General features: G+C 44.4%; 10 protein-coding genes. 4 read left to right on the top strand and 6 right to left on the bottom strand.

All coding sequences use genetic code 11. The annotated features are described in order from the left end of the window. Positions 1-183: 183 nt before the first annotated feature. The 5 genes from AAE02nite_RS00320 to dapF all read right to left on the bottom strand — a co-directional run bounded on the left by AAE02nite_RS00320 (position 184) and on the right by dapF (position 6,898). Positions 184-2,445: a family 1 glycosylhydrolase gene (locus AAE02nite_RS00320; RefSeq protein ID WP_146894448.1), complete on the bottom strand. Its 2,262-nt coding sequence runs from the start codon at positions 2,443-2,445 to the stop codon at positions 184-186. Further along, positions 2,432-3,625, bottom strand: coding sequence for a UDP-galactopyranose mutase (glf, locus tag AAE02nite_RS26505; protein WP_218033418.1), 1,194 nt, complete (start codon positions 3,623-3,625; stop codon positions 2,432-2,434). Before glf ends, AAE02nite_RS00320 begins: the two co-directional genes overlap by 14 nt. 78 nt (positions 3,626-3,703) lie before the next feature. Beyond that, positions 3,704-4,948: a glycosyltransferase family 1 protein gene (locus tag AAE02nite_RS26510; RefSeq protein ID WP_246150702.1), complete on the bottom strand. Its 1,245-nt coding sequence runs from the start codon at positions 4,946-4,948 to the stop codon at positions 3,704-3,706. Between the two features lie 492 nt (positions 4,949-5,440). Further along, positions 5,441-5,959 (bottom strand): GNAT family N-acetyltransferase, encoded by a 519-nt coding sequence (locus AAE02nite_RS00330; protein WP_146894449.1) that lies wholly within the window; start codon positions 5,957-5,959, stop codon positions 5,441-5,443. Between the two features lie 159 nt (positions 5,960-6,118). Beyond that, positions 6,119-6,898, bottom strand: coding sequence for a diaminopimelate epimerase (gene dapF / locus AAE02nite_RS00335; RefSeq protein WP_146894450.1), 780 nt, complete (start codon positions 6,896-6,898; stop codon positions 6,119-6,121). Positions 6,899-7,111: 213 nt separating this feature from the next. Between dapF and AAE02nite_RS00340 the strand changes: the two genes are divergently transcribed. The 3 genes from AAE02nite_RS00340 (at position 7,112) to AAE02nite_RS00350 (ending at position 10,126) form a co-directional block, all read left to right on the top strand. After that, the gene (locus tag AAE02nite_RS00340) at positions 7,112-8,011 is read left to right on the top strand and encodes a class I SAM-dependent methyltransferase (protein ID WP_146894451.1); all 900 of its coding nucleotides are present in this window, start codon (positions 7,112-7,114) and stop codon (positions 8,009-8,011) included. 3 nt (positions 8,012-8,014) lie between these two features. Next, positions 8,015-8,965 carry a Ppx/GppA phosphatase family protein gene (locus tag AAE02nite_RS00345; protein ID WP_246150704.1) on the top strand — a complete coding sequence of 317 codons (951 nt, stop codon included), beginning with the start codon at positions 8,015-8,017 and terminating at the stop codon, positions 8,963-8,965. A gap of 99 nt (positions 8,966-9,064) precedes the next feature. Beyond that, a complete protein-coding gene (locus tag AAE02nite_RS00350) occupies positions 9,065-10,126 on the top strand; it encodes an Ldh family oxidoreductase (RefSeq protein WP_146894452.1) in 1,062 nt (353 codons plus the stop codon). 72 nt (positions 10,127-10,198) lie between these two features. Here AAE02nite_RS00350 and AAE02nite_RS00355 read toward each other — a convergent pair whose 3' ends face one another. After that, the gene (locus AAE02nite_RS00355) at positions 10,199-11,026 is read right to left on the bottom strand and encodes a murein L,D-transpeptidase catalytic domain family protein (protein ID WP_146894453.1); all 828 of its coding nucleotides are present in this window, start codon (positions 11,024-11,026) and stop codon (positions 10,199-10,201) included. 434 nt (positions 11,027-11,460) lie between these two features. On the opposite strand from AAE02nite_RS00355, the gene hscA reads away from it, so the two are divergent. Beyond that, complete coding sequence (gene hscA, locus AAE02nite_RS00360) at positions 11,461-13,326, top strand: Fe-S protein assembly chaperone HscA (RefSeq protein WP_146894454.1); 1,866 nt, start codon at positions 11,461-11,463, stop codon at positions 13,324-13,326. The last annotated feature ends 29 nt before the right edge of the window (positions 13,327-13,355 follow it).

Here is a 13,355-nt window from a genome sequence, read left to right on the forward strand (position 1 = left end):
ATATAGCCTTATGTATAAACGCTAAGGAATAAAAATGAATTCCACATCTCCGGCAAAGATTATACCTTAAATATTTATTACCGGTTCCGGCGGTTTTTCTGCCAAATATTCCTGTAAAAGAAAGCCGGGTACAAGTAAATATCATTTACCTGTACCCGGCTTTTTGGGTTGCTTTACGCTTTATTAATCGGTTCCGGTATTACTAGTCCTGAAATTATTAATGTTGCTTTCGGCTTCTTTTAGTTTTTCTGCATGAATATTTTCCTGCTGCATTTGCATCATAATTTCCTGCACACACCGGTACAAGGCATCTTCTACGGTAGGCATTAAATCGGCTTTAATACTGGTTAAAGCGGTATTTAATGGCCGGTAAGCCGGTAAACGCATTTCGGCTATGTCTATTTCCTGCAGGTTAATATTATCCAGCTTGGCAATAGCAGCAACCTGCCGGGCCAATTCTGCCCAGGTATAAATACCTTTATTGGCCAGGTGCCAGATTCCCTGCGCATCATCAATCAGCAAATCCAGCGCAACATTTACCAGGTCGGGCACATAGGTTGGCGTTATAGCAACATCTTTCGCGGCTGTAAATACATTACCTGACACAAAGGCATGTAACGCCTGGTAAATAAAATTATGCTTATCCCAAATACCAAAAAAAGCACTTGTCCTTACCACTAATGCCGTAGGCAATATTTGTAAAACTTCCTGTTCGGCTAAAAACTTGCTGCTACCATATACATTGCGGGGCGCCGGGGTATCTTCTTCGGTGTAGGCTTCGGTTTTGGTACCGTCAAATACCAGATCCGACGAAAAAGTAAGCAACTTAATATCATGCTCCTTACATTTCTCTGCCAGAATGGCCGGGCCATCCGTATTCTCGCTATAACACCGGTAAGAATCCTGTTCGGCCTCATCTACCCTTACGTAACCAGCGGTATTAATAATGGCCCACGGTTTATATGCGGCAATTACCCTTTCTACCGACTGCACATCTGTAATATCTAACTCCTGACGACTCAGTAGCTGGTAGGCTAAACCCCGGTCTTTGCAAATGCGGGCAAAGGCCTGCCCCAAAGTACCTGTTTGGCCGGTAATTAAAATTGGCGCTACATTTTTATGATGATTAACCAACTGGTGCTTGGGCCGACTGATGTAGGCTTTTTTATGCTTATACACGTACCGTTCTTCCCGGTCCCACCAACCTTTACTACCTAGAACCGGGTGGTAATATTTACCCGATTGGGCCAGGTTCCGGAGCATGGTTACCATAGCCGTAGCTCTGGGCTCGGTGCTTCTTAAGTCAAAAACGCCGCTCTCGTAATGGTTGCGTTTTTGTATTAGTAAACTGTCCCAATCATAAGAACCTAAAAGCGCCCAGGCAGTAACTGCTTGGATATTTACACCTTCGTTTTTAAGAGCCGTGGCAGCATCCCAGATTTCTTTAAACCAGCGCATTTGTTCTTCGCGGGTGCAGCAAATATGAGCTTCGGTAACACTTATGGGCAGCTTATACCTTTCCCATGTTTCTTGCAACAAACCTTTAATGCCTACGCGGTCTACACCCAATACCCGTACCGTTTCAACATCGGCAAAGCGGTGCTTGCCGTTAGAGCCGTGGGTATGCAGCGGGTAGGCAATCAGGTGTTCATCCAGGTAGCGTTCGCTGGTAATATAATGGTTAATGCCCATTATATCGGGTGGCATGGGGTCATTCACAAACGAGAGCAATTCGGCTTCCGTCAGGCCTGATTCTGTCAAATATTGCCACATGTAATGGTCTGGTGTGACTTTACCGCATAGCATATCAAAGGAAAGCCAACGACGGGCATTATCGAAATAGGCTTGGTAAGCTAACAGCGGGGTACTTTGGGTATAACCCAAATCTTCGGTTTGCACCAGTTTAGCCGCCGGATTTACTTTTCGGATAGCTTTCATGGCCAGGCGGGTGCCTAGCAACTGGTTGTAAAGTGCCCGGACAAATTGGTTATCGCTTTTACCGTGCGGATACCAAAAGCCATACAGCCCGCTGAAACGAGCCGTTGTAACCGGCTCGTTTACGGGGGTGTAATATTCTAACCATGGGTACCGCTCAGCTACTCTACCGGCAAAAAAGGCTAAACCTTCGGCAAAATTCGCATCTACCAGGCTGGTATAAGCCGGTCCGCTGCCATGATGCACCAAGCCGGCAATTGGTTCTATATTTAGTTCCTTTAAACGAGATAAACGCTTATCTGTCCAACGCCAATCCAGGTTATCTAAACTCTCAGGAGCAATGTGCTCCCAAAGAATTGGATACCGAAGTTTTTTTATGCCAAGCCCCGCAAATAAATCCAGGTCGGAAATACGACTTAAATGGCCATTACGGCTAATTTGGTCGAAATATTGGTTTCCTACCCTATTATGACTGCATTCAATCCCGCCCCAAAGACTAATGTGCTCCATTCGAACTGAGTTTGATGGAAGATCCGTTTAGCGACGACTTGCCTTTAATGACAATCTTTTCGATTTCGGCAATTGTCTTGTCTTCTTCTACCTTTTCAGTTATTTTTTTGTAAAGGGTTAAAGCTTGGGCCACTACTTGGTCCATGTTATAATATTTGTAAGTAGCCAAACGGCCTACAAAATGCACACCGGGCGTTTGGTCGGCCAGCTTTTTGTATTTATTATAAAGTTCAGCATTTTCTGGCCGTGGCACCGGATAATACGGATCGCCGTCGGCTTGCGGATATTCGTATACCACGCTAGTTTTCGGATGTTTCTGACCGGTCAGGTACTTAAACTCCGTAATGCGGGTGTAAGGCTGCTCGTTCGGATAATTTACCACGGCGGTTGGCAGGAAGGTTTCGGTGTTCAGGGTTTCGTGCTTAAACTCCAGCGACCGGTAAGGCAGCTTGCCGAATTTATAATCAAAATATTCATCTACCGGACCCGTAAAGATCATTTCTTTATAAGGGATTATATCCATAATCTCTTTATAATCGGTATTAAGCATTATTTTAATATTCGGGTGCGACAGCATGTTTTCGAACATCTTCGTAAACCCGTGCAACGGCATAGCTTGGTAAGAATCGGTAAAATAGCGGCCATCACGGTTGGTACGGGTTGGAACACGCGAAGTAACCGATTTATCTAACTCCGATGGGTCCATGCCCCACTGCTTGCGGGTATAGTTCCGGAAGAATTTTTCGTACAGTTCGCGGCCTACTTTACTTACTACTACGTCTTCCGATGTTTTAATTACCGGTACCGATTCGGCTACCGATTCAAACCAATCTTCTAATTCAAAAGACGTTAAATTTAAGCCATACAGTTTATTAATGGTATCGAGGTTAATTGGGATAGGAACCAACTGGCCATCTACACTGGCGAGTACCCGGTGTTCGTAAGACCGCCACTCGGTAAATTGGCTCAGGTAATCGAAGACATCTTTAGAATTGGTATGAAAAATATGCGGACCATATTTGTGAACAAGAATGCCTTCTTCGTTAAAATGATCATAGGCGTTACCCGCAATATGCGAACGTTTGTCTATGATAAGCACTTTTTTATTTGATCTGGTGGCAAGACGCTCTGCCAACACGCTACCGGCAAAACCAGCTCCGACGATTAGATAGTCAAACATATTTATTAATAATTATAAAGTTAATTTTTTAATTTATTTCTAAGGTTTGTGCCAAAACAGCCTGTATCCGGCTAGGCTTTACTTTTTGTTAACCGCAATCTGCATAAGGCCTACCATATTTTGCCAGGTTATATCCCAGGAAATACCCGACAAAAATTCGTCTGTTTTGGCTTTCCACGCGGTATCTTCACGTTGCGCCAGGGCTTTTTCAATGGCGGCCACAAAATCTTCGGGGGTATCGGCAATATGCACCAGCTCCAGCTCGCCATAAGGCCTAATTACATCGGTTATAGAAGTTGACACAACCGGTTTGCCCGCTGCCAGATATTCAGGCGTTTTGGTAGGGCTTATATACTTAGTAGATTCGTTCCGGGCAAAGGGCAGTAAAGCCACATCCCAGCCACCTAAATACACCGGCAATTCCTTATAATTTTTACCACCCAGGTAATGAATATTTTCGGCCCTTGGCAAATCGGCCGGGTCTATTTTCACAACCGGGCCAATAATTACAAAATGCCAGTCCGGGCGCAAAGCAGCCATGCTGCGTAATAACTCAATATCAAAACGCTCATCAACTACCCCGTAAAAACCAAATCGCGGGTGCGGAATATTGGCCTGATCTGCCGGTTCAATTAAAGCTTCACGGCCCTGGGCGAAATGTGCTTTATCAATGCTGCTCGGAAACGCGTAAACTTCCGGGTGCTGGTTTTTCTTCGATTCGTAAATGCTTTGGCCACCGGTAAATACCAGGTCGGCCTTCTTAAACATTTCGGCTTCCAGTTCACGCAACCGTGGCGGTGCCCCTTTAAAAGCCGATAACTCATCCATACAATCAAATACAGTAAGTTCTGGCTGCAGATGACGGGTAATTTCTAACGCCATAGGCGTGTAGTACCAGAAGATAAACCGGTTCAGGTTACGCTCGGCTAAAAACTGGTCTATTAACTTAATCTGGTGCGCATCTGATTCCTGCGGAGTTAATCCATTAGGCAGGTGCGCCACTACAATATTTATGTTGCCGCCTTCGCGGGTAGTTACATCTAAGCGGGGCTCCGCTCCATCGTAGAACAGCGGTTCTTCAAAATAATACAGGTTAGAATGCTGCGCGAAACGCGTTAATAAATGCTGCGGGCGCTGAAAAACAAAGTCCCAGCGTAAATGCGACATGCAAATAATATCGGGCATGTCGGCCAAAAAATTACTTATATTGTTAGCCGTAGTTTTCAGGCTCGCTTCTTTCTTTAAGGTTAAAGACTCTTTCATCAATAAATCAGTTGTTAAATCAGCTTTTTGAGCTGCATCGTTGTAGTCAGTTTTTAGCATAGTATTATCATAGTTATTAAAACCTTAAATTAAATTCTAGAATTTTTAAGGGTAAAAATGTAACAAAAACCAGTTAGGCAGGATCGGTTTTGCTTACAGTAAGGATTGTACGGAAAATCCTGAAAAAGGCTGTTAAAAAACTAAAAAAATGCTTGCTTTTTATAGTAATATCAGTATAAAACGTATTTAATGCGTACGTACTTATTCCAAATCCGCTTAGCGTTTATTGCTAAAGGGCGCAGCCAACGCTAAATTTTAAATAATAAAATAAAGCGTAGCCAGAATTAGACTGAATATTAAGAAGGATAATAAGAAGAAGGAAAGTAGTATTATTAGTACACTACTAATGAGGAGAGTATTGTAAAATTAGCTTTAATTTTTGAACGCATTAAAGTAATTACAAATTTAGTACAATGTGCTCTAAACATTACTCTTTTAAAAATACAAATATTGCTGTAATGGTAGATAGCACCAATAATCTATAACAACATTTCAGGCTAATATTTTCTGCAACTCCATTACATCTTCCCAACCAGACGGCATCTTCATCCATTGCTTCCGTAAACCAATAGTGGTAAAGCCGGCTTGCTGGAATAATCTTAAACTAGCTTGGTTAGAAGCCGTAATTGTACAATAAACCTGGTGAAGCATCAGAAAATTTTGGCAATAACTTAAAAGCAGGTCCAAGGCATGCGAGGCAAACCTTTGTTGTCGAAAATTTTCTGCTATAATAATACCCACGCCGGCTCGCTGGTGTAAGGGCTCAAAATCGTACAGATCGACTAAGCCTACCGGCTGATGCGCCGGTGAGCAAATCATTAGCCGTAATTGTTTGGCGGTATAAATATCAGCAGTGGCTTGCTCCAGATATAACCGCAGCACTTCTTTGGAATAGGGTGTTATGGTGTTACTGACGCGCCAAACCGCGGTATTATTTTCCAGTTGGTATAAAAATTCCAGATCCGAACTTTCTAATGCCCGTAGGTATAACAAATCAGATTTCAGGAACACGGTTTAGTTATTAGTGAGCAGTTATTAGTTGTTAGTTATAAAATTTCTGATAAGGATTCTGAAAGGTTAAATTTCTGCTGATTTTTAATTTATCGAAAGTCTTTGGTAATTTTGAAATAAAGCGCTGTAGACTAATAACAAACCTCTAATTACTAACACCTAAACACTAATTTTCCCTTCGAACACCAGCACAGCCGGGCCAATCAGATAAATATCCGTAACCATTTCACCGTTGCGGTTAAAAGCTACTTCCAGGTTACCACCCAGGGTTTTAATTTTTACCGGATTGGTGCGACCTTTAAAAGAAGCAGCAATAGCCGTAGCCGTTACACCGGTACCGCACGAGAAAGTCTCATCTTCTACGCCGCGCTCGTAGGTACGCACAAACATGGGCTCATCCAGCTGCCCTAATTCGGCAAAGTTTACGTTGGTTCCTTCGGCTTTAAAACGGTCGTTATAGCGAATACTGCGGCCCTTCTGGAAAACTTCGTACTGGTTTAAATCTTCTACAAATTCTACGTAGTGCGGCGAACCGGTATTTAAAAAGTAGAAATTATCGGCACATTCAATGGCTTGTACATCGTTCATTTTCAGCGAAACAGTACCATCAGATGAAATACTGGCATAATGATCGCCGTCGGCGGCCAGGAAATAAGCCTTATCGGTTATTACACCCAGTTGTTTGGCAAATTGCACGGTACACCGACCGCCGTTGCCGCACATTGAGCCTAGTCGCCCGTCGGCATTAAAGTAAACCATTTCGAAATCATATCCGGCCCGGTTCTGCAATAAGATTAAACCATCGGCCCCAATGCCCATGCGGCGTTCGCATAAACTGGCTACCAAGGCTTGGTTTTTTATATCAAAAAATGCCTGCCGGTTATCAATCATCACAAAATCATTGCCGGTACCCTGGTATTTATAAAAGGTAATTTCCATCTTACTTCAATTTTCCGTATTAATATTATTGCGGCGACGCTGGTGTAAGGCTAAAGCTACCGGTGTTTTATTTTTATATTTGCCCCGCTGCACCTAATTATCTGCAAAGATAAAAATATTCGGGCAGCAAATTCAGTTTTTGCGTAAGCGGGCGTTAAAGCCAGGGTCTTAGCGAACTACTTGTAATAAAAATTTAATCAAAACAAAGGCTACATGTATACCTTTTTAACGGTACAAGATTGGGCAGATTATGAATTACTCGACACCGGCAACTTTGAAAAACTGGAGCGCTTTGGGAAATATATTTTAGCACGTCCCGAGCCCCAGGCTATTTGGGACAAAAGTTTAGCCCAATCGGAATGGGACCGTTCGGCGCAGGCCGTTTTTAAAAAAGAAAAAGGCAGCACCGAAAAGGGCCTGTGGCTGCTGAAGAAAGGGATGCCGGAGCAATGGTTTATTCAGTACCAATACGGACAAATGGATTTGCGTTTCCGCTTAGGTTTATCGTCGTTTAAGCACGTGGGCATTTTTCCGGAACAGGCCCCTAACTGGAGATTTATTTACGAACAGGCCCGGCAACTTAAAACGTCGCAGCCCAAAATATTAAATATGTTTGCCTATACCGGCGGCGCTTCGCTGGCAGCCCGGGCTGCCGGTGCCGATGTAACTCACCTGGATGCTGTTAAAGCCGTAAACTACTGGGCCCGCGAAAACATGGAAGCCAGCAACCTGACCGATATTCGGTGGATAGTAGAAGATGCCATGAAATTTGCCCGCCGGGAAGTAAAGCGCGGCAATAAATATCAGGGCTTAATATTAGACCCACCGGCTTACGGACGCGGTCCTAACGGCGAAAAATGGCAGCTCGAGGACGAATTGAACGAGCTTTTTAAACTCTGCGGCCAGTTACTCGACCCAACCGATAACCTGTGCCTGATAAATTTATACTCGCTGGGGTTTTCGGCTTTAATTCTGGAGAACCTGGTTAAACAAAACTTTCAGCTTGCCGGGTCGGGGTTTCAGGAGCTTGGCGAATTGTATTTGCAGGACCATAATGCCCGTAAATTACCTTTAGGTACTTTTTACCGGTTTAGCACTGGTAGTAAAACATAAAATATGATGGAGAAAGATAAAAAGGTAGCCCTGATTGATATGGGCACCAACACGTTTCATCTTTTAATTACCCAAATCCAGGAAGGTAGCGAACCGAATGATTTGGTAAGAATAAAAGAACCTGTAAAATTGGGTGAAGGTGGGATAAGCCACGGCGAAATTGCTCCGGCTGCTTACGCCCGCGCCCTCCAAACCCTGAAAGGTTTTAAATCGCTGATTGACCAGCACGGGGCAGAAGAGGTAAAAGCCATGGCTACCAGCGCGGTACGCAATGCTGCGAACGGCCCCGATTTAATACAAGATATTGCAGCAGAAACCGGCATAACGGTAGAAATTATTGATGGCGACCTGGAAGCCGAACTGATTTATTACGGGGTAAAATCGGCCTTGGAAATTGGTTTTGAGAAAAGCCTGCTGATGGATATTGGTGGCGGCAGCGTGGAATTTATTATTTGCGACGACCACCAGGTTTTCTGGAAACAAAGCTTTGAAATTGGAGCGCAACGCTTGCTGGATAAATTTTTTATTACCGATCCGCTGGAAGAACACGCTATAGAAGCCCTGAAACTATATTTACAGGAGCAACTAACACCTTTGGCCGAAGCCGTAGCGCGTTGTAAACCTACTGTTTTAATTGGTTCTTCGGGCACCTTCGATACCCTCTGCGATATTGACTCTAAACGCAAAGGCCTGGACCGGGAACAGGATTGCTGCCCCGAAGCAGATTTACCTCTGGCCGACTTTTACGAGATCTACGAAGATATTTTGCGCAAGAACCGCAGTGAACGGCTGGCTATACCGGGTATGCTCGAAATGCGCGTAGATATGATTGTAATGGCGATTATTCTGATTGATTTTGTCCTGGAGAATTATTCGATAAATAAAATCCGGGTATCGGCCTACGCCTTAAAAGAAGGCATGCTGTACCGGATGCTGAACCAGGAGCATAAATAACAACTAAGCCAAACTATTCCCGAAGCAAAAGCACAGTCAGTATCTTTCCTATACCACTTTTTTTTGCCTGACCTTTTATTATATATAAGTTTCACCCCAATGTTTCCTTACGAACAACTAAAACAATTTACCCAAAATATATTCCGGGCCATCGGCCTTTCGGAGGCAGATGCTACGCTGGCAACCGATGTTTTACTTTCCGCCGATTTACGGGGCATCGATTCACACGGCATTGCCCGTTTATCGGGGTATGTGCGCTTATGGGAGGCCGGCCGCATAAACGCTACGCCTGATATTAAAGTAGTGCACGAAACCCCCAGCACAGCCGTAGTGGATGGCGACCGGGGATTGGGTTTAGTAGTTGGGCCTAAAGCGATGGAAATTATTATTCAGAAGGCGAAGCAGGTGGGTACCGGTTGGGTATCGGTTAAAAACTCGAACCACTTTGGTATTGCCGGGTACCACGCCATGATGCCCCTGGCCCACGACATGATTGGTTTGGCCATGACCAACGCCAGCCCCCTGGTAGCCCCCACATTTTCGGTAGAGCGCTTATTGGGCACTAACCCAATTGCCGTAGCCATACCGGCCAACGAACAACCACCGTTTGTTGCCGACCTAGCCACTACTACTGCTGCTAATGGCAAGCTGGAGATTCTGCAACGCAAAGGTCTGGATGCACCCGTTGGCTGGATACAAGATGCGGCCGGCAATAATTCTACCAATACCCATGAGTTAAAGAATGGGGGAGCCTTAATGCCATTGGGCGGCGAACACGGCAGCCACAAAGGTTATGCCCTGGGCGCCGTAGTCGATATATTTTCCGCGGTGCTTTCGGGGGCTAATTACGGGCCTTGGGTACCGCCCTTTGTAAGCTTTTTGCCTTTGCCGGCTAACCCGGTAGGCGAAGGTATCGGACATTTTTTTGGGGCGATGCGGGTAGATGCCTTCCGGCCAGCTGATGAATTTAAACAACACATGGATAACTGGATTAAAACTTTCCGCGCGGCCAAAACCAAAGCCGGTCAGGCGGCGGTACTCATTCCCGGCGATCCGGAACGCGAAATGACTGGCCAGCGGCTACAAACCGGTATACCACTACTAGATCCGGTTATAAAAGACCTGGAAACCCTGGGCCAACGTTTCAGCATAAAGCTTTAAACTAATGAAAAAGCCGCTTTCAGGTAAAACTGAAAGCGGCTTTTTAGCAAATATTCTTTGCTAAGCCTTCTGCTAATTGTAGGCGTACGCCGGTACAGGCTGTTTAAAGAAGGTATTCATGGCTACTTCGGTATCCAGCAACTTAGAATTGTAATCGGCTTTAGATGCGTGCAAATATAAAACTGAGCCGTCTTTTATGTCCTGGATTATTTCCTTATGATTTTTCATGGGCAACGCCGGACAACCCTGGCTCCGGCCTAACCGGCCGTGTTGCTTCACAAAATCTTCGCTCACATATTCGGCCCCGTGCACTACTATATTCCGGTCGTAGGCATTTTTGTTATAATCTTCATCCATACCCACCAGTTTCAGCGATAAACCGTGCCGGCCCTGGTAAGTATTCTGCGTTACAAAAAAACCTAAACTACTTTTCTCCGACTGAATTACATTCGAAAACTCTTCGGCTACATCCCAACCAGAATTTTTACCGTGCGCCACCAAAGATTGGTGCAGAATTACTTTATTCTGGATATCAATTACCCAAAACCGCTTTTCGGAAGAAGATTTATCAAAATCGGCAATGGTTAAAGTTCTGTTATTTTGGACCAGGCCCGCATGTAAAAGATTCAGGTAGCCAACTAATGCCTGGTTAAATACCTCCAGGCTTAATCCGGCCTGTTCTAAACCTATTTGCTCGTATAAATCATAGACTTCTAACTCAAACTGAATAAATTTCAGTGCTTCGCTATTAGGGGCTACCACCGTTGCACCTTGCTTTTGCATTGTACTGCCGGCCGGTAGCGGCGAATGAGCAAGGAAAAAGGAGGCAAAAAGCGGTATAGCTTTCTTTACTTGTCTCCCACTCCATTTTTTTCTTAAACGCACTTTACCTTTTTTCATAATTGCTTTTCTTAGAAAAGTCGAATAATTTTAATTATACGGATATTATCTGCTTGTGGCCCAATAATTTACCAAAACAGCTAAACAAAATATTAGTATCTACAAGCTTTAACCTATTTTTCTGATGGTTCAGATACTCTTTGTTCTTAAATAATTAGAAATGAAAATTGATTAAATACTTTACTAGTTGTACTTATTCAAATTCAAAGACACACCACGTAAATAATTGATAATCAATAAAGTGTATTTATTCTTAAAAAGCCATTAACCGCTTTGACTTGAAAAAACAAATTGACGAATTTAGGGTATGATTTATATCTGTTTCCAGAGCGCCCTACTTGTCTGCGGCTATCCCGATACTTACAGATAGTTAATTTAATTCGTAATTTTGCACTTTCATTGGGCTGTTTATACAGCCGAAACGTTTATAGAAGATGGCTAAAGTTGCAATAAATCTGTCTACGGGCACGATACAGAAAGAAGAAATAATAGTAGGAATAGATTTGGGTACTACCAACAGCCTGGTTGCCTATATTCATCCGGAAGAAAAAAGGGCAATTGCCATTAACGATCAGGGCTTGGGTACCATCGTGCCTTCGGTCGTCCACTTTACCAATTCGGGTGAAGTACTCGTGGGGCACGATGCCAAAGAATATTTAATAACCGATCCGGCCCATACTATTTATTCGGTAAAACGGCTATTGGGCAAATCTTACCAGGACCTGGGCAGCCACAAAGATTATTTTGGCTATAAAATTATAGATGATAATACCGAGGGTCTGGTTAAAATTCGCGTGGGCGATCAGTTTTATTCGCCGATTGAGTTATCGGCCGAAATATTAAAAGAACTCCGCAAACGCGCCGAGCACGCCCTGAAAACACCGGTTAACCGGGCTGTAATTACGGTGCCGGCTTATTTTAACGACTCGCAACGACAGGCCACCCGCGATGCCGGCAAACTGGCCGGCCTGGAAGTTTTGCGTATTGTAAACGAACCAACTGCTGCCTCGCTGGCCTACGGCATTGGCCTGGACCCCTCCGAAGAAAAAACCATAGCCGTTTATGATTTAGGTGGCGGTACTTTCGATATTTCTATCCTGCACATTCAGCAGGGAATATTTGAAGTACTCAGCACCCACGGCAATACTTATTTAGGCGGCGATGATTTTGACCGCGCCATTGTGAATTATTGGTTGCAGGAAAACAATATTCCGGAAGCAGAGCTTACACATAATAAAGAATTGTCGCAGGCCTTACGCTTAAAGGCCGAAGAAGCTAAAATAGCGCTGAGTGCTGCCGATACCTACGCGACCACCACCCATAACATTACCTGCAATATTACCCGGGTTACTTTTGAAAGTTTGATTAGCCCAATCGTAGAAAAAACTATTAAAGCTTGTGAGCAGGCTTTAAACGATGCTAACATTAGCCACGAGGCTATTCAGTCGGTGGTAATGGTGGGAGGCTCTACCCGTGTACCATTGGTGTACCGCACGGTTTCCGATTTCTTCGGCAAAGAAGCTAACAATTCGTTAAACCCCGACGAAGTGGTAGCCTTGGGAGCAGCTATTCAGGCCGATGTGCTGGCTGGTAATCGGAAAGATATATTGCTGCTGGATGTTACCCCTTTAACCCTGGGCATCGAAACCATGGGCGGCTTGATGGACTCGATTATTCCCCGAAATTCTAAAATTCCTACTAAAGCCGGCCGCCAGTATACTACTTCTATCGATGGGCAGGTAAACATGAAGATTGCGGTGTACCAGGGCGAGCGCGATTTGGTTAAAGAAAACCGGAAACTAGCCGAATTCGACTTAAAAGGTATTCCGGCCATGCCCGCCGGCTTACCCAAAGTAGATGTAAACTTTATTCTGAACGCCGATGGTATCTTAAAAGTAGAAGCCATTGAACTACGGTCAGGTGTAAAACAGCAGGTAGAAGTAAAACCCCAGTACGGCCTAACCGACGAACAGGTAGAGCAAATGCTGCTGGATTCGGTAACACACGCCCGCGAAGACGTGGCAACCCGCATGGTTATCGAAGCCCGCACCACCGCCGAGCAACTCCTTTACCAGGTAGATAGGTTTGTACAGAAAAATCGCCAGCATTTAACCGAAGAAGAAATTGCCCAAACTATGGCTAAGAGACAAGTAGTGGCCGATTTACTGGCCACCGGCAACCAGGATAAGGATACCATTCTGCGGGCGGTAGATGACCTGGAAGAAACCACCCGACCCTTCGCCGAAAGAGTAATGGATATTTCGATTAAAGAGGCAATGGCAGGTAAAAAAATAGAGTAGATAAATAACCTTAAATAAAACATAAATGC

The organism is Adhaeribacter aerolatus (assembly GCF_007991635.1).
Classification (GTDB): domain Bacteria; phylum Bacteroidota; class Bacteroidia; order Cytophagales; family Hymenobacteraceae; genus Adhaeribacter; species Adhaeribacter aerolatus.